This is a genomic window from Catenovulum sp. 2E275, assembly GCF_025515275.1.
GTDB lineage: Bacteria > Pseudomonadota > Gammaproteobacteria > Enterobacterales > Alteromonadaceae > Catenovulum.
In genome coordinates this window covers 1-19,698 of sequence record NZ_JAOPFU010000026.1, presented here as the reverse complement: position 1 = coordinate 19,698, position 19,698 = coordinate 1, and the positions used below count along the sequence as shown (strand labels likewise).

General features: G+C 38.1%; 10 protein-coding genes. 7 read left to right on the top strand and 3 right to left on the bottom strand.

The annotated features are described in order from the left end of the window. Nucleotides 1–100 precede the first annotated feature (100 nt). Both N7931_RS12540 and N7931_RS12535 read right to left on the bottom strand, forming a co-directional pair. Complete coding sequence (locus N7931_RS12540) at nt 101–1,054, bottom strand: glycoside hydrolase family 43 protein (protein ID WP_262794523.1); 954 nt, start codon at nt 1,052–1,054, stop codon at nt 101–103. A 15-nt stretch (nt 1,055–1,069) separates the two neighbouring features. After that, on the bottom strand, nt 1,070–2,485 hold the full coding sequence (locus tag N7931_RS12535; protein WP_262794522.1) for an MFS transporter: 1,416 nt from the start codon (nt 2,483–2,485) through the stop codon (nt 1,070–1,072). Between the two features lie 288 nt (nt 2,486–2,773). Between N7931_RS12535 and N7931_RS12530 the strand changes: the two genes are divergently transcribed. Together N7931_RS12530 and N7931_RS12525 are read left to right on the top strand one after the other, a co-directional pair. Then, entirely contained in the window at nt 2,774–3,739 is a 966-nt protein-coding gene (locus N7931_RS12530; RefSeq protein WP_262794520.1) for a glycoside hydrolase family 43 protein, read from the top strand. 387 nt (nt 3,740–4,126) lie between these two features. After that, nucleotides 4,127–6,904 carry a TonB-dependent receptor gene (locus N7931_RS12525; RefSeq protein ID WP_262794518.1) on the top strand — a complete coding sequence of 926 codons (2,778 nt, stop codon included), beginning with the start codon at nt 4,127–4,129 and terminating at the stop codon, nt 6,902–6,904. A gap of 98 nt (nt 6,905–7,002) precedes the next feature. Here N7931_RS12525 and N7931_RS12520 read toward each other — a convergent pair whose 3' ends face one another. After that, the gene (locus N7931_RS12520; protein WP_262794516.1) at nt 7,003–8,490 is read right to left on the bottom strand and encodes an aldehyde dehydrogenase family protein; all 1,488 of its coding nucleotides are present in this window, start codon (nt 8,488–8,490) and stop codon (nt 7,003–7,005) included. Nucleotides 8,491–8,862: 372 nt separating this feature from the next. On the opposite strand from N7931_RS12520, the gene N7931_RS12515 reads away from it, so the two are divergent. The 5 genes from N7931_RS12515 to N7931_RS12495 all read left to right on the top strand — a co-directional run bounded on the left by N7931_RS12515 (nt 8,863) and on the right by N7931_RS12495 (nt 19,535). Next, on the top strand, nt 8,863–12,315 hold the full coding sequence (locus N7931_RS12515) for a LamG-like jellyroll fold domain-containing protein (RefSeq protein WP_262794514.1): 3,453 nt from the start codon (nt 8,863–8,865) through the stop codon (nt 12,313–12,315). A 103-nt stretch (nt 12,316–12,418) separates the two neighbouring features. After that, on the top strand, nt 12,419–15,211 hold the full coding sequence (locus N7931_RS12510) for a TonB-dependent receptor (RefSeq protein WP_262794512.1): 2,793 nt from the start codon (nt 12,419–12,421) through the stop codon (nt 15,209–15,211). Nucleotides 15,212–15,444: 233 nt separating this feature from the next. After that, nucleotides 15,445–16,323 carry a transporter substrate-binding domain-containing protein gene (locus N7931_RS12505; protein ID WP_262794510.1) on the top strand — a complete coding sequence of 293 codons (879 nt, stop codon included), beginning with the start codon at nt 15,445–15,447 and terminating at the stop codon, nt 16,321–16,323. A 37-nt stretch (nt 16,324–16,360) separates the two neighbouring features. Then, a complete protein-coding gene (locus tag N7931_RS12500; RefSeq protein ID WP_262794509.1) occupies nt 16,361–17,521 on the top strand; it encodes an aldose epimerase family protein in 1,161 nt (386 codons plus the stop codon). Between the two features lie 82 nt (nt 17,522–17,603). Next, a complete protein-coding gene (locus N7931_RS12495) occupies nt 17,604–19,535 on the top strand; it encodes a glycoside hydrolase family 97 protein (protein WP_262794508.1) in 1,932 nt (643 codons plus the stop codon). Nucleotides 19,536–19,698 lie beyond the last annotated feature (163 nt).

The following is a 19,698-nucleotide window of genomic DNA, read 5'->3' as shown; positions in this document are numbered from 1 at the left end:
ATTAAACCGAGTTGAGGTTTGTTACTTTATATAACGAATTAGCTTGTTAATAACCATAAAAAAAGCCAAGTTAAACTTGGCTTTTTTTATTTTTTAACTTTTACAGTTTTAACAAATCGGCTGGGCTACCGAATACCGGCATCCCCTGTTCGTCCCACTCAATCGCTTTAATAAAAGTATGTCTGTCTGGATTCCATAATGGATCACCTTCAATTTCGGTGTAATTGCGCGCATGAAATACCAATAAATCAGTTTCGCCATCTTCAGAAACAGTAAAACTGCTGTGTCCTGGGCCAAACATTTTGTTTTCATAACAAGTTTGAAAAACTGGCTGTTCAGATTTATGCCAGCTTGCTGGATCTAACAAATCTGCGTTTTCATCTGCCCATAACAAGCCCATACAATAGTTTTCATCTGTTGCACTGGCTGAATAAGTAACAAAGATTTTGCCGTTTTTCTTTAACACATAAGGGCCTTCATTCACCCAAAAAATACGGGTCTCCCAATCAAACTCAGGAATAGTTAACCGAATCGGCTCACCTTTAATTTTGGTTGGAGTTTCCATTGGCGCAATATAAATATTGGAGTGACCTTTTATGCCATCTTCTTTCTGCGCCCATAAGTAATACAGTATATCCTTATGGGAAAAAGTAGTTGCGTCTAAACAGAATGTATCCATTCCTGTATCAATTTGTCCGCAAAATTCCCAATTGCCTTCAACTGGATTTTCATCAGTACACTTAATGGCATACATTCTGTGCTGGAACATACCTTCTTTTAATTCACGGTTTGGTGCAATCGCAATATAAACATACCAAGCGCCCTGATTAAAATGAATCTCAGGTGCCCAAACTAAATCTGAATATGGACCAGTGTCCGGTTTTGTCCAAACCATACGGGGTTGTGCATCAGCCAAACCTGCAATCGTTTTTGAGCGGCGTAATTCAACCCCCTCGTAACTCGGTACAGACGCAGTAAAATAATAATAACCGTCTGTATGTTTTAAAATTTGAGGGTCAGCTCGTTGTGGAATAAGTGGTTTAATCTCGCTCACTTTAAATCTCCGCTATTAATCTTGTTTTGCCACTTGCGTAACTGGTGGTTCTGCCATTTCAGCAGCTTCTTGCTCTACAGGAACACCAGTATGAGAAGACGCGACTTGAGGCTCTATTTGTTTGTAATATTCGTCGGTGATAAAATATTTAGTCATCAATACACCAACTAGAAAGTGAAATGCGCCCGGGATCACACATAAAATCAGTGCAATACCAAATAATGCATGCTCGGTTTGTTCCTGATTTGGAACATAATCAAAATAAGCTAATAACCAGCTAACTATCGCACCAGCTAAACCCATACCGGCTTTTTGGAAAAATGAAATACCACCATAAGCTAAGCCAGATACACGCTCTTTATTTTTAACTTCACCATAATCTACTGCTTCGGCAATGGTTGACCAAAATACCGGTGCATGTAAATCAACCACAAAAGACAAGACAAAATAAATCACTAATGCAAGTAACATATCCCCCGGTTCTACTGCAAAAAACATTAATAAGCTCAATGCGCCAACCCACATTTGGCTGTATTTAAAAAGCTTAATTTTACAGTAGGATTTAGTAGTCCAAGTTGAAGCCACCATAGCTAATATGGCTGCAGCAACACCGGCAGATAAAAACAGAGATTGGAATTTTTCATCGCCACCTAAATAATATTTAGCATAATAAATAGCGATAGAACCCCGTACGACATAACCAATGGTGATTAAAAAACAAGCCGAACACAAGATTAACCACTGATCATTTTTTAATAATAATTTAAGTTGCTGCTTAAAAGGTTTGGTGTCTGCCACATGCACAATACGTTCTTTAGTCGTAAAAAAGCAAAACAAAAATAACCCAACGCCCATTATAGCCATTAACCCCATTGCCATTTGATAACCTAACTGCTGATTACCTTGCCAGTATTCATGTTTCGCCAAAATAGGCACAATGGTAGTCACTAAAAAAGCGGCGATTTTAGCAAAAAATAAACGATAACCATTGGCCGATAAACGCTCTTTAGGATCATTTGTTAATACCCCAATTAACGAAATATATGGAATGGTCACACTGGTAAACATGATAGTGACAAAAATATAGGTGGCATAAGCCCAAACTAATTTTTGGTTATAATCAAAGTCTGGTGTACTAAAAGTCAAAAATACTGAAATACCAAATGGGATAGATAGGAATAAGAAGTAGGGTCGGTAACGTCCCCATCTGGTGGTATATTTATCAGTAATCATCCCCATTAACGGGTCAGTAAACGCATCAATAAAACGAACAGCTAAAAATAAAATCGCTAAATCAGTTGGTTTTAAACCAAAAATATCAGTGTAAAAATAGGTGATAATTAACATCATAGACGAGATAACAACGTTAACCGCCATATCACCAGCGCCAAAGCCTACCTTTTCTAACGTAGATAGTTTGTACGATTTCATTCAGTTTCCTCAACTGTGGGGGCAATTCAGACTATAATCCAAATGGACCAAGTAAAAAGTAATACTATACTATATGTTAATCTTATGTATAGAATGTGTCAACCAAGGATTAGCAAACAAATTATGTAAACCGATAAATACTGAGCAATATTAAACTGTACCAGTTAAATGTAACGCTTTAATAAACCAAAGCGGCAAAAAGTATTTAATTTAAGTTAATAGTATATTACTATTATTGTAATACTTTTCAAATTAATAAATTTATAACCTATATAAAGTGAGGCGAAAATGAAAAAAATGTTCAAAACTTTAGCAGCATCAGGCTTGCTGCTTACAGCTGGAGCATTTGCAAAAAACCCTATCATTGACAATGTATTTACTGCCGATCCTGCGGCTATGGTACATGGTGATACAGTTTATCTTTATACCGGCCATGACGAATCACCAAGTAATAATGTCTTTTTCCAAATGCACGATTGGTTATTATTTACCTCAAAAGACATGGTGAATTGGAAAGCGCACGGCCCGATTATGAAAGCAACAGATTTTAAATGGGCAAAAGGCGATGCATGGGCAGCTCACATGGTTGAGCGCAATGGTAAATTTTATTTTTATACAACAGTACGTCATAAAGACGACAAACCAGGTTTTGCAGTTGGCGTTGCCGTAGCAGATACACCTTATGGTCCATTTAAAGATGCTCGTGGCAGCGCTTTAATTACAGACGATATGACCAAACAAACTCCTAACGATTGGGATGACATTGACCCAGCAATTCATATTGAAGAAAACGGTGACGTTTATATGTTTTTTGGTAACTTGATGCCAAAATACGTTAAGTTAAAAGACAATATGATTGAGTTAGACGGTGAAATTAAAACTATCGACTTACCTAACTTTACCGAAGCGTTATGGGTACATAAAAAAGATGATAACTATTATGTATCTTATGCTTGTGAATTCCCTGAAAAAATCTGTTATGCAATGAGTAAAAGCATTCATGGCCCGTGGGAATTTAAAGGTGTTTTAAATGAATTAGCTGGTAACAGTGAAACCAATCACCAATCAATTATTGAATTTAAAGGCAAAAGTTACTTTATTTATCACACTGGTGCATTACCACCAAAAGATGGTCAAGAAAGTGGTGGCCGTTTCCGTCGTTCAGTATCAGTTGATCCATTATATTATAATGAAGATGGTACAATTAAACGTATTCAAATGACTACCGAAGGCATTACTCAGCCTGTTAAATAATCATTTTGAATTTAAGTGAATTATAAGTTAAAGCGTTTTGTACTTTTGCAAAACGCTTTGTTTAACAAATTAAACCTAACATTTATTCTCTCTTAGTCAAATCCACTTTTTCTTTAATTTATTTTCCTCTTTTTATCAGCATCACATTTAATTACAGTTTTAGCTAAGCTATTCAATATAATATCTTTTATTAGCCGACCGCTTTCACATTATTCAAATTATCGTTAATTTCATACCTTGATTTCACCTTGTTAACCTTTTAATGACTTGAAAATCACAGCTTTAAAATAATATAATTATATTGTATTACTTATTATACAAAAATTCACAATGTCTTCTAATCCCTGTTCATCATGCTTGAGGTGAACGTAGTCACGGAGATTAAACATGTTTTCAAAAACATATTTAACTAGCGCAATTATTGTAGCTCTGTCTGCTCAAACAGCAGTAGCGGTAGCAGCAGAATCAACCCCAGAAGAAAATACAGAAGTAATCCAGGTAAAAGGAATTCGTGGTAGTTTAAACAAAGCACTTAGCATTAAACGAGATGAAGTTCAGATTGTTGATGCAATTGTTGCAGAGGATATCGGTAAATTTCCTGACAATAACGTTGTTGAAGCTCTACAACGTTTAACCGGTGTTCAGGTAACTGACCGTGGTGCAGGTGAAGTTAGTACTGTATCTATCCGTGGTTTAAATGACGTAACCACAACAGTAAATGGTCGCAACATTTTTACCGCCTCAGGCCGCTCTGTTGCATTAGCTGACATCCCTGCCAGTTTATTAGGTCAGGTTAATGTATACAAAACTCGTTCAGCTAATTTATTAGGCTCAGGTATTGCTGGCCAAATCGATATTAAAACTCAGCGCCCATTTAATTTCCAAGGTGATAAAGTAGTTTTAGCAGCACGTGGTATTTATCAAGAACAAGCTGAAGAAATTGATCCAAATGTCAGTTTATTAGCCAGTACGCGCTGGGAAAGCAACTTAGGTGAATTTGGTGCTTTAGTTAATATTTCTTATGCTGAAACTAACTATCGTGACCAAAGTGTAACTCCGGGTGCATTTGTACCTTTTGCGACAGATAATCCTACTGCTCCTTATGGCGCGTATGAGCGTATTTTTTTAGATCACCCAGATGTAGCTGAAAATCCAATTTGGGAAGCGGGCTTAGATCAAGGTTTATCTAACCAACCAGGCTCAACCATTGATATTAATGGTCAGCCAACTGAATATTTATTATCGCGTGACGCAATTTTCCAAAGTGATTACACGGGTAAGCGTGAGCGTCCGGCCGCTAACATTTCATTACAATGGGCACCAAACGCAGATTCAGAATACTTATTTGAAGCGTTTTATAACGGTTACCGTAATCAATCGAACAATGCTTTATTATTCGCCTATGCTGATGCATGGTGGGCATTAGACGGAGCAGACGCGCCTGTTACCTTTGACGGCACAAATATTATTAAAGAAAGAACCGTATATAGCACTTCTGGCTTTACCAGTGGTGATTTTGTTGATGCTAAAACAGATAGTTATGTTTATGCATTAGGCGGTAAATGGTATTTAACAGAAGATTTAATGGTTAAATCAGAGTTAATTTATCAGCAATCTGAATACAATGAGTCTTTCTTCGCCATGCGATTTAACGGCGGTTATTACGGTTTAGAAATGGACTTTAATGCCGACGATGGTTTACCGGCTTATCAATATTTAGATAACCCTGAAACAGCCGATATTGATGAATCAGATTTAACCCGCGCCGATGCTTGGACAGTAGCTGATTTATACGATAATGGTGCAAAACGCAAAGGCGAAGCCACTACCCTAAAAGTAGATGGTGAATATTATTTAGATGCAGGTATTTTCACTAAATTAATGTTTGGTGCTCGTTATGATGCGCGTAAAGCAGAAGAAAGTGCCCGTGATATAACAGGTATTGGTAGCGGTTTAGTATCAAGCTATGACGCTGGTTTAATTAATACCACTACAGGCTTCTTTGATGGTGAAGCGGATATTCCTACATCATGGATTTCAGCAGATGGTGCTTATATTCAGGCACACCGCGATGAATTCCGTGAAATGTATGCATTCCCAGCAGAACAATTAGCTTTACAAAAACTATTTGAAGTTGAAGAAGATACAGTAGAATTATATCTACAGACTGATTTTGAAACTGACTTAAACGGTCATATTTTAGATGGTCAGTTTGGTGTACGTTATACTGATGTACAAACAGATATGTTATTCATCGAAAAAGACACTTTTGTCCGTTCTAGTGATGATGCGTCTACCACTAAGTTATTACCAAGTTTAATGGTTCGTTATGAAATCACTGATGACGTAATGGTTCGTTTTGCTTATGGTGAAACTTTGCGCCGTCCAGACTTTGCTCAGTTAAATTCAAACATAAACTATATAGAAGATACGACAAATAAAGGATACGGCACTGCATCTGGCGGTAATCCAAACTTAAAGCCTACTGAATCTAAAAACTACGATTTATCATTAGAATGGTATTTTGCTGATACCAGCTCAGTTCATGCAACTTTATTTAAGCGTGAAATCGAAGGCTTTATTACAGATTTTGCTAACCTTGTTTATTACGATGGTCCTTCTGCTGCTGAAGATGAATATATGTTATCTCAACCAGATAACGCCTCGAATGGTGAATTAAAAGGTGCTGAAATTGGCTTAGTTTATTTCCCGGATAACCTACCGACTACACTAGACGGTTTTGGTGTTCAGGCAAGCTATACTTGGTTAGATTCAACACAGGATATTCCTCGCGTAGAAAATGGTGAAGTTGTTGGTACAGATACCACTAAAATGTTTGGTGTATCTGACTCATCTTACAGTGTGGTATTTGCTTACGAGAAAGAAAACTACGATATGCGTTTATCTTATGTATGGCGTGAAGATTTCTTAGCAGCTAATGAAGCTCGTGCGTTTGCTAACCCGCTTGGTATTTACCGCAGACCAGAAACCAGCGTAGATTTCCAGTTAAGTGTAGATGTAACAGAAGACTTAGTTGTTACTTTTGATGCGACTAACTTAACTAACGAGATTTACCAAAGCTACTATGGTGATGAAGACTTGTATAACTTAGGTAATGCAATTTACAGCAGAACCTTTGCTTTAGGTGCTCGTTACTCATTCTAATGTAGCGTGCTAAATTAATAAAAAACCCGATTCAGCTTTAGCTCAATCGGGTTTTTAATTTTAGTGGGTTAGTTAATTTAGTGATGATTATTATAGAGCTAATCCGCTAATCTAAACCAAGTCGATTTTAAATCAGCATATTGTTGTAGCGACCAAATAGATTTATCTTTGCCCATACCGGATTGTTTAAATCCACCAAACGGAGCTGATAAATCATCTTCTCCATAACAGTTAACATGCACAGCGCCCGCTTTAATCCCTTGTGCGATTTTATGTGCTGTTGTTAAATCATCGGACCAAACAGAACCAGCTAATCCGTATCTTGTATCATTAGCAAGTGCTAACGCATGCTCTGCTGAGTCTGCTGTGATAACCGATAAAACTGGACCAAAAACCTCTTGCTGAGCAATTGGCATATTATTAGTTACATTAGTGACTATCGTTGGCTCAAAATAAGCACCACCAGCAACTGGGTTAACTTGTTGTCCACCACAATATATCTCAGCCCCCTGCTCTACAGCCTGTGTAATACTGGATTTCACTTTTTGTAAAGCGTCAAGACTAACCATAGCGCCCACTTTATTGTTCATATTAAGTGGATCGGCTGGCTGATAGTTCAAAGCTTGTTGTTTAATTAACTCAAGTAGCTCAGCTTTTACCCCTGATTCAACAATTAAACGTGATGCCGATGAACAAATTTGACCTTGATTAAAAAATAAATGGCGCGCTAAACTTTTGGCAGCATAGGCAAGTTGTTTTGATGAATTTAATACAATAAATGGTGATTTCCCGCCGCATTCCAGTGCCACTTTTTTAAGGTTTGACATGCCAGAATATTGCATAATTAATTTACCAACTTCAGTTGAGCCGGTAAAAGAGATCATATTGACATCATTATGCATGGCTAGCTGTTTGCCGGTTTCGCCATCACCGGTAATCACATTAAGTACGCCAGCAGGCATGCCTGCTTCCAAAGCCAAATAGGCTAACTTAATGGCTGAAAAACTGGATTGTTCTGCTGGCTTTAAAATAACGGAGTTACCCATTGCCAGCGCCGGAGCTATTTTCCAAGCCGTAGAAATAAGCGGATAATTCCACGGCACAATACACCCAACCACACCTAAGGCTTCATAAGTGACTGTACCCAGTGCACCGGCTCTAGCTGGTGCGGTAAAACCATAGTTTTTATCCAGCGCCTCAGCAAACCAGCGAATACTACGTGCACAGGTTGGCACATCATCGTTAATTAAATTGAACATAGATTTACCCATTTCAAGGCAATCTAATAAAGCAAGCTCAGTTGTATGCTGGTCAATTAAATCGGCAAACTTATATAACACGTGTTTTCTTTGCTCAAGCGGCATATTAACCCAGTCACCTTTATCGAAAGCTTGCCTCGCCGATTGTACAGCAATGTTTACATCATTCTGATCACAACAAAACAACTCAGGTAATACTTTGCCGTTGACTGGGCTTACCTTCTGGAAAAGCCTTTCACTTTCAACCATATATTGGTGACCACCAATAACTGAATGAACATCAAACTTAACTTGCTCTGTAGCTAGATTCCAATTTTCAATCGACATGCAAAATACCATTATTGTTACTATATTTGATAGTAGTTGTATTAATCAGGATTTTAATAGACTTAAATTGTAATGAAAAGTTTATACACCCTTTTCAAAATATTTTTAATATAAATAGGATAAAGAGGATTAAGTATATGCCACATTTAAAGCCCTGTATTTTCAAGTATATAGACAAATTTAACACTCCCCCTCAAACAAACCAATAGCAATTAACAAAAAATTTACTAAAGCAAACATATTGACACAATTTAAATAGTATTATTAAATTATGATATTCTGTTATTAACTAATTTAGATACAAGTACACACGACATTTATCATTCCGATGACAAATGAATAAAAACATCTCAATTTAAGAGGGCTTTTTAAATGAAATTAAACAAAATAACATTGCTTCTTAGCAGTGTTTTAGCCATCACAGCTTGTGGCACAGATGATGGTAAAACATTATCAACCACAGAAGCACCAAGCAATCCAGGTAAAACTAATCCAAGTGTAGAGCCAAGTGCACCTGATTCTGAAATTTTAGATCCAACCACGGGTCAGGCTGAATTTACCAATGTTGGTGTACATGATCCATCTGTGGTTAAAGATGGCAATACTTATTATATCTTTGGTTCGCATTTAGCTGCGGCTAAATCCACCGATTTAATGAACTGGGAACTTTTCTCAAGCTATGGTGACAGTGTTGATGAAAGCCCACTATTTAATACTTACACCTCTGAAATTTCTGAAGGTATTGAATGGACAGATGGCTTTACCGGTAACTGGGCCGCCAATGTAATCAAAGCGCCAAATGGTAAATTTTGGTTCTACTACAACCACTGCGCCCAAGACGACCCAGCTACAGAAGCAAGAGATGAGGTTTGCCATAACCGTTCATATTTAGGTTTAGCTGAGGCAGATAATATTGAAGGCCCTTATGTTGATAAAGGAGTTTTCTTACGTAGTGGTTACCGTAATGCAGAAGAATTTGAAGCTTATCCATTAGATAATGGACAAACAACTTGGAATGGTGCCGTTGATCCTAACGTAATTGATCCAACCGCTTTTTATGATAAAGAAGGTGGTTTATGGATGGTCTATGGATCGTACTCTGGTGGTATTTTTGTACTAGAGATGGATGAAGAAACAGGCAAACCTGTTGCTGGCCAAGGTTATGGTAAACACTTAACTGGTGGTGACTTCCGAGCGATCGAAGGCCCTTTTGTATTTTATAGCCCAGAAAGTGATTATTATTACCTAATGGTATCAACTGCTGGTTTTGTTTATAACGGTGGCTATAATATTCGTATTGCTCGTTCAAAAACACCGGATGGTCCATATTTAGATGCTGCAGGGAACGATATTGCTGCAGCTGGTGGTTTAGATATGGGTGTTAAATTAATGGGCGGTTTTGTATTTACTCAAGAAGTCGCCGAAGAAGCTCAAGCTTGGGGTTATAATGCGCCGGGGCATAATTCAGCTATTTATGATGAAACAACGGGTCGTCATTTATTAGTTACCCATACTCGCTTCCCTCAAAGTGCAACCGAATTCCCGAATAACAGAGAAGCACACCAGGTTCGTGTTCATGAAATGTTTATTAACGAGTCTGGTTGGTTAGTTGCCTCACCACAACGTTATGTGCCTGTAGATGGCGAAAATATTGTAAATGAAGCTGATATTACGGGTTATTACAAATTAATAAACCAAGGCAGCAAAGTGAATTATATGTCCACTGAGTCTGGACATATTTCGTTAAATACTGATCACTCGATTACAGGCCATATTAAAATAGATGAAGAGATAACTTCGGTATCTGGTTCATGGCATATGTTGGGTGCTGGTCAAGTTGTCATTAATTTGGGCGAACTTGGCAAGTTTAATACTGTAGCCAGATGGCAATGGGACGATAGCCGTCAGGAATTAGTTCCTATTCTGTCTGGTGTTTCAACTACAAATGCAACCATATTGGGTAGCAAAGTTGATGAGATCGGAGCAACAGCGGAAATTTTAGCAGATGTTCAACAAACGCTAGATTTACCAACCGTACTAACCATTGATGATGAAGACTATATTATTCCAATGCAAGGTCGTAGTGGTGCGCAAATTAGCTGGGTTAGCAGCGATGAATACTACATTGGTAATGATGGTTCTATCTTTATTCCAACACCAGATCGTGGAGACCAAGTAGTTGATTTAGAAGCCACGATTAGCTTGAATGGTCAAAGTGTTACTAAATCATTCACTGTTGAGTTAAAAGCCCGTCCTGCATTTGTTAATGCAGTAGCCCATTACAAGTTTGAGGACGATTTGACTGATTCAAGAGGACTTAAAGCAGCAGGCAGCGTGACAGGTAACTTGATTAACAACACAGGTGGAACTTTAGCATTTTCAGCTGGTGATTTTGGTCAAGCTATTGATTTTGATGCTACCTATGGTGTGCTCTTACCAGAAGATTTAATTCAAACAAACACATACACAGTCGCTTTCTGGCTTAAACCAAGAGCTTTTACCAACTTTACCAGTGCATTTTATGGTGGCTCAATTGCCGATCCAGGCGGACAGCGAATGAACGTTATGCCGATGGGCTGGGTTGCAGATAACTTTATGATTTGGTCAGCTTACGGTGAGAGCGCGGTGTTTGCTGACTCTTGGGTGGGTATACCAACAAATAGCTGGTCTCATATTACTGTTACTGTTAATAACGGTGAGCAAAAACTTTACATTGATGGTGAGTTAAAAGCCACTGCTACTAGTATGTTTGACTTGTTTAGTAATGCTGGCGGTGTCTTTGCTTTAGGTGTCAACTATTGGGACACCCCACTTGATGCCCAGTTAGATGAGTTAATTGTTTACGATTATGCACTTCATCCTCTGGATATTAATGGTGCTGCGAAAAACAACTTAACTGATCCTGAAGATTTTGCTGATGTAATTAAAGCAGCACTTGATTTAGGTGATACCAGTGCGGTACGTGAAAGCTTTGACTTATTACGTGTTGGTCCATTTGTATCAGGTATTAGCTGGACATCTGACAACGACCAATACTTAAAAGTTGAAAATGGCAAAGCAGTTGTGACTCAACCAAGTGGTGAAGTTGGTGACCAAGAAGCTACCTTAACTGCAACGATTCAATTCAAAAAAGCGGATGGTAGTTTCTTTACCGATACGAAAGTATTTGATGTCACCATTAAGTCATTAGCCCCAGCTGAATATAGCTTTGAGGGAGACTTAACCGCATTAAATGATGCCGCCGAAGCAGGCACAGTAACAGGTGATCGCATCGATAATACTGGCGGTGCAGTATCTTACGTCGAAGGTGTTAAAGGCACAGCATTAGTGCTAGACGGTGCGTCAGGTGTTCGTTTACCAAATAACCTGATTACCACTTATGACTATGCTGTTTCTATGTGGTTAAAACCAAGTGTTATTACCGACTATACAACCACCTTCTTTGGTGCTGCAAACACCTCTAGCTGGGTAAGTTTTGTACCATCTCCTGGTGGTGCGAGCCGTTTATGGTCTGGTACTGCATGGTACGACGCTAACTTAGATAAAACTATCCCAGTAAATGAGTGGACACATATAGCCTTCTCTGTAGCAAATGGCGCTGTTCAAGTTTACGTAAATGGTGAGCTTAAATTTGAAGGTATTAACTTCCCGAATATATTTGGTACGGGCGGTACAACCTACTTCGGTTTAGGCGTTAACCATTGGGATGTTCCATTTAACGGTGCAATTGATGAACTAAAAGTTTTTGGTAACTCAATTTCAGCGAATAAAGTCAGTGAATTATATGCTGATGGCGAAATCCCAGCAGAAGAAACTGCAGAGTAATTAAACTCATCCGCAGAGGGTTTTATCCCTCTGCAATCAATAATTAAATAAATTTGAGCACTATGTGCTTAATTAAAAACAAGATAATTATGGAGTTACAACTATGTACTCAAAATCAGCTATAGCAAGCGCCGTATTAACCGCATTGTTAGCACAACCAGTATTCGCGGCTGAAGAAGAAACTAGCGAAGATGTAGAAGTTATCCAAGTAAAAGGCATTAAGGGCAGTTTAAATAAAGCGTTAAATAACAAACGTTTTAATACTCAAATTGTTGACTCAATTGTTGCAGAAGATATTGGTAAATTCCCAGACAATAACGTAGTAGAAGCGCTACAACGTGTTACCGGTATCCAGGTAACTGGCCGTGGTGGCGGTGAAATTAGTTCAGTGTCAATTCGTGGTTTAAACGATGTTCATACTTCAGTAAATGGCCGTGATGTATTTACAGGGGTTGGCCGTGCAGTAGCCTTACAAGATATACCTGCAAGTTTATTATCAAATGTAACCGTATATAAAACTCGTTCAGCAAGCCAAACAGAGCGTGGTATTGCCGGTTCAATTAATATTGAAACTAACCGCCCGTTTGATTTTGAAGGTTCAAAAGTAGTTTTAGCAGCACGTGGCATTTATTCAGACCAACCTAAAAAGCTTGATCCAAATGTTAGTGCTTTAGTCAGTAACCGCTGGGAAACTGATTTAGGTGAAATTGGCGCTTTAGTTAACGTATCTTACCTTGAAACCCATTTCCGTGATGACTCAATTACGGCAGGTGCGGCCTTTCCATTTTTTACAGCTAATGCACCAGCAGATTTCCAACCATATAAAATTATGAACTTTGGTACAGCCAGTAGCTACTGGTCTCCAGGTTTGACTAATGGTTTACCAAGCGAAGCTGGTTCAACTTTAACTGTCGGCGATCAGCAAATTCCATACTATTTAGCACGTGATGCGGTATTTGGTGCAGTAGGTGAAGCTAAACGTGAACGCCCAGCCGCTAGTGTCTCATTACAATGGGCTGTGAACGAGGAACTTGAATTATTAGCCGAAGGTTTTTATACCGGCTACCGTCAAGAGTTGCAAAACTCTATGTGGTTCACTAATACCTTTGAAGAAGATGGAAACAACGGTAACTTAAATATTGATGAACCAATCTTAATTGATGGTACTAACATAATTAAAGAACGCCAAGTATACGCACCAAATGGTTTCCAAAGTGGTGATGCAACTACAGGTAAAACTGACAGCTATTTATTTGCAGTTGGTGCTAAATGGATGCCATCTTTAAACTTAACAATCAACTCAGAGGTTATTGCACAAAAAAGTACCTTTGAAACTGACTTTTTTGCAATGCGATTCGATCGTAAAGCTTATGGCTTAGATGTCGATTTTAACAATAGTGAAGGTGTTCCAGGCTTACATTTTTGGGATAATCCAGCAACGGCTGACCTTGATGAATCAGATATGGCAGCTCCAGCTAACTGGAATTCAGGCACTTTATACGATAATAGCGGCAAACAAGATGGTGACGCATTAACGTTTAAAGTAGACGGTGAATATTTTGTTGATTCACTCGTTGAAAAAGTGCGTTTTGGCGCAAAAATTGAGCAACGCGGTGCAAAAAACTATGCTCGTGAACAAAGCGCAACCTCTGTCATGCCAGTTGCAGATATGGCACAAGCAATTGTTGACGCTGGTGGTTCTGGTGATGGATCTGACTTTATCAAACAAGTAGATGATTATATGTTTGGCCGTGCAGATGTATTTGATAGCTATATTACAGCTAATGGCTTATATATGATTGATAATGCTGATGCTGTTCGTTCTGTTTACCAGTATGAAAAAGCTTCACTAACAAAAACCTATGATATTTCAGAAGATTCATTTGCAGTTTATGCAACAGCTGATTATCGCTATGAAGATATTAGTGGTGAATTTGGTATCCGTTATGTTGATTATAAACAGGATATGGAGTTCTGGGATTTTGCTGGTAATTATGAAACCGAAAATAGTAGTCAACGTGAGATTTTACCTAGCTTTACTTTAACCTGGGATATTACAGAAGATTTAGTAGGCCGTGTGGCTTATACTAAAACTTTACGTATGCCTGAATTTAGTGCACTAAGTGCGCTTCAATTCTGGTATGACCCATTAACTGAAGGTGTATCTTACGGTACAGGTAATGGCGGTAACCCACAGTTACAACCAACTACTTCAACTAACTATGATGTTACACTTGAATGGTATTTTTCACCAGGTAGCTCATTATACGGTTCTTTGTTTAAACGGGAAATTGAAGGTTTAGTAATTAACGGCTCTAAAATTGTTCGTCGTGTGGGTGAAGATGATGTAGAACGAGACTATATCTTAAATGCCCCAGTAAACGCATCGGACGGTGAGTTATCAGGTGTGGAAGTTGGTTTAGTCTATGTGCCTGAAGATTTACCTGAAATGATTGACGGTATTGGTTTTCAAGCAAGTTATACTCAGTTAGATTCATCTCAAACAACCACGGATTTCAATGCAGATGGAACAGTAGGTGCAGTTGTAGAATCTAAAATGTCAGGTGTTTCTGATTCTTCATACAGTGTTGTTACCTTCTATGAAAAAGAAAACTTTGATATGCGTTTATCTTATGTATGGCGTGAAGCTTTCTACAGCCATAACGAAGCTTTATTCTTTGCTAACCCATTACAATTCTGGAGCAAACCAGAGCAAAGTTTAGATTTCCAATTTAGCTTTGATGTCACAGAAGATTTAAGGATCACGGTTGATGCAACTAACATTTTAGATGACAAATACCAAAACCATTATGGCGAAGGTAACGTAGATACCTTTAACTTTGGGACAGGTATTTACTCACGTACATTTGCTGTAGGTGCTCGCTATCAGTTCTAAAAATCTGTTTAACTTAACCGATATTTAAAATTAAAACCCCGCTCTGCGGGGTTTTTTATAGATTAAGTTTTATATTTTATAAACCTGACTCTCTAGACTATATTTAACCCATTCAAAATTTACAGTAACCTAAAACAACAATTCCCTCACATTAATTAAAACATTCATTAAAGCGTTGTAATTAAGTAATATTATATTTAATATACCATAAATGATTTTCCAGAGGTTTTGACATGCTTAAATTGATAAAACATACGTTAGTTGTATGTAGTATTTTAACGGTTTTATCTCCGCTTTTAGTGAATGCCAAAAATATAGAGATACGCCACAACAAAGTAGAAGGCGTTGGAGCTAAAGAAGAATATCAATTTGGTCTGCTAAAACTGGCATTGTCTTACGATAAAGAAAATACCTACACATACAAACCTGCCAGCCAGTTTTTACCTCAGTCAACTATGGTTGAACAACTAAAGTCAGATAGATTAGATGTTGTTTGGACGGGTACCTCTAAAGAATTAGAAGCCCAAATACAGCCAATTCGCATCCCTTTATACAAAGGTTTATTAGGCCATCGAATTTTTATTATCCGTGAAGGTAACCAATATAAATTTGATAATGTAAATACCTTTGCCGAGTTAAAACAATTAACCGCAGCGCAGGAGCGCACATGGGCTGACACTAAAATTTTACGCAGCGCAGGTATTCCGGTCATTGGCACTCGACGCTACGAAAACCTATTTTATATGTTAGAGGGAGGCCGCTATGATTATTTTCCACGTGGTGTACATGAGCCTTGGTCAGAAATTGCAGCCCGACCAGAGTTACCTTTAACTGTTGAAAAAAGAATTTTAGTTAAATACCCAATGCCTGCATATTTGTGGGTTCAAAAAGGTAACTATGAACTGGCACAAAAAATAGAAAGCGGCTTACGCCAAGCAATTGAAGATGGCAGCTTTGACGCATATTTTTTTGGTAACCCAATGATTAAAGATGTTATTGAAAAAGCGCATCTAACTGAGCGAGTCGTATTTGAAATAAATAATCCGTTTGTTCCAGATACAACCCCGTTTGATGATAAAAGCCTATGGCTGGATATTAGCCAGTTAAAATAAGTTTTATAAAGCACAAAGTGGAAATTTGGAGAATAAAATGAATTTAAAAGCCATTCCGTTTACCTCTGCCGCCCTGTTCGGTTTGTTATTAAGCGGTTGTAATGCGGTTAGTGAACAGCAAAACTCGTTACCATTTGAGAAAAAAGTATCACCTATTCAAACCAGTTATTACGGCACTTTGCCAAATGGTGAAGAAGTCACTGAATATACTTTACGCAACGATGATGGCATTGAAGTTTCAGTGATTAGCTTTGGTGGCATTATCACTTCACTTAAAGCACCTGATAAAAACGGTAAACAAGCCGATATCGTATTTGGTTATGATAATTTAGAAGGTTACATTAACGATACTTATTTCTTTGGTGCTTTAATTGGCCGCTACGGTAACCGTATCGATAAAGGCTTAATCACAATTGATGGAACTGAATATCAATTAGATACTAACGATGGCCAAAACCACCTGCATGGTGGTAATCAAGGCTATGATAATAAAAACTGGTCGGTTATCCCGTATGTTGACGGTGAAGATGTTGGCTTAAAATTACAATATTTTAGTCCAGATGGCGAAGCGGGTTATCCGGGTAATTTAACGGTAAGAGTTGATTACAGATTAAGTGGCAATGAATTATTAATTGATTACAAAGCAACAACTGATAAAGCCACACATGTTAATTTAACTCAGCACAGCTATTTTAATCTAGCGGGCGAAGGCGATATTTTAGACCACGAGTTAACGATTCCAGCTCAGCATATTACACCAGTAAATGAAACGTTAATTCCAACTGGTGAGTTTATGCCGGTTGAGGGTACACCTTTTGATTTCACTCAACCGACGGTAATTGGTGAGCGAGTCAATCAAGATAATCAACAGTTAAAATATGGCTTTGGTTATGATCATAACTGGGTATTAACTCAAGATGATAAGCAAGAGTTTAAACTGGCAGCTAAATTAAAAGATCCTAAATCAGGCCGTGTATTAGAAGTATTTTCTGAAGAGCCAGGTGTGCAATTTTATGGTGGTAACTTCTTAGATGGTACCAAACAAGGTAAAGGCCGTACATTTGATTACCGCAGCGCACTTTGTTTAGAGCCTCAACATTTCCCTGATTCACCAAATCAGGAAAACTTCCAAAGCACATTATTACGTCCGGGCGAAGTTTATCATACTCGTATGAGCTATAAATTCAGCGCAGAGTAATTTTTACAGATATGTTATCCATTAAGGCAGCTCTAGCTGCCTTTTTTATTTAAATGTCCTCAACCACTAAAAAGATAAAATAATGATGAAAAAGTTAGTGCTTACCATAGCTGCAACTGCAATTATATCAGGATGCAGTCAAAACCAGACAGGTGCAATCTCAAGCCCAGATAATCAACTACAAGTAAAACTTAATTTTGAAGATAACCAATTAGTTTATAGCGTGTATCGAAATAATCAGCTGATTATTGAAAATTCAGATTTAGGTCTAATTTTTGAAGACAGAAGCTTTGATAAAAACCTGAAAATTATTGCACAGTCACCCGTTCAACCTATCCATGACGAATATCATTTATATTCAGCTAAAGTCAGCCACATTCAGTACGATGCTAACGAGCAAACAATCACACTAGAAAACTCAGACAAACAACAATTAGATATAAAATTCAGAGTATCTAACGATGGTGTGGCTTTTAAATATATAGTGAAAGGGAATGCATCTGAACAAGTCACTTTGCTAGATGAAATAACTGAATTTGATTTTAGCATGGACAGCAAAGCCTGGATTCAGCCTGTTGCCGAAGCCCAAACTGGCTGGTCTAATACCAACCCAAGTTATGAAGAACATTATTTGATGGAAGCAGCAGTTGATACGCCATCACCCACTAAAGCCGGTTGGGTTTTCCCTGCTCTATTTAATGTTAAAAACGAAAATACTTGGGTTGCAATTACCGAAGCTGGAATAACCGCTCATAATCATGCTTCTCGTTTAGCACCAACTTCACCAGATGGTGCTTACGAAATAGATAAGCCTATGGCTGCAGAAGTATTTACCAATGGCGCCTTAATGGGTCATAGTAATTTGCCTTTTTCGACGCCTTGGCGAGTGCTGGCTATTGGTGATTTAAAAACGGTTTCAGAATCAACCATAGGAACAGATTTAGCTGAGCCAAATAAATTGACTAATACGGATTTTATTAAGCCCGGCATATCGTCTTGGAGCTGGGGATTATTAAAAGACGATTTTACGGTATTTCCGGTTCAAAAAACTTTTATTGATCACGCCGCCGATATGAAATGGCAATACACCTTAGTGGATGCAGACTGGGATCAAAAAATTGGCGAAGAAAAACTAGCTGAGCTTGCACAATATGCCAACTCAAAAGGGGTTGGTTTATTAGTTTGGTATAACTCATCTGGCGATTGGAATAAAACACCTTACACCCCAAAACATACTCTGCTCACCCAGCAAGATCGCCAAGCTGAATTTGCAAAATTAAAAGCAATGGGGATTAAAGGCGTCAAAATAGACTTTTTTGCTGGTGACGGACAATCTATGATTGAGTATTACCACGATATTTTACAGGATGCCGCTAAAGCCGAACTACTGGTTAATTTTCATGGTGCAACTTTGCCACGAGGTTTACACAGAACCTACCCTAATTTGATGACAGCAGAAGCAGTGCACGGTTTTGAAATGGTCACCTTCTTTCAAAAAACAGCCGACTTAGCAGCTAGCCATAGCGCTGTTTTACCATTTACCCGTAACTTATTTGACCCTATGGATTACACCCCAACCACATTTAATCCTCTGGCGAATAATATTCAACGAAAAACCACTAACGGTTTGCAACTGGCGCAAAGCATATTATTTGTATCCGGCATTCAGCATATAGTTGAAACGCCAGATGGTATGAAAAACGCACCCTACTACGCCAAACAGCTTTTACAGGAAATTCCGGCAAGTTGGGATGAATCGGTATTTATTGATGGTTATCCGGGCAAGTTAGCTGTTTTTGCTCGCCGCTCTGGCGATAATTGGTATATTGCAGCGTTAAATGGTGAAAATAAATCAAAAGAGCTGAACTTAGATTTATCTCAATTTGCTGGCAAAAAAGCATCAATTATTGCAACAGGGAAAGGCCAAGCCAATTTAGTTCAATATCCCATTGAGTTAAGTTCAGAAACCAAAATCCCGTTACTGGCTAACGATGGTTTTGTGATTAAGCTTTAATCTAAAACTAACAAAGCCGTTTATGGATAATAAACCAATTATACAAAAACGGCTTTGTTCAATCTAAATAACCTCAACTCGGGTTAAGGTGTATTCTAACTAATTGAATTATTTAACCTTATAATTCCACATGGTTTCTAACGAGAATTTTTTTGTGCGGACA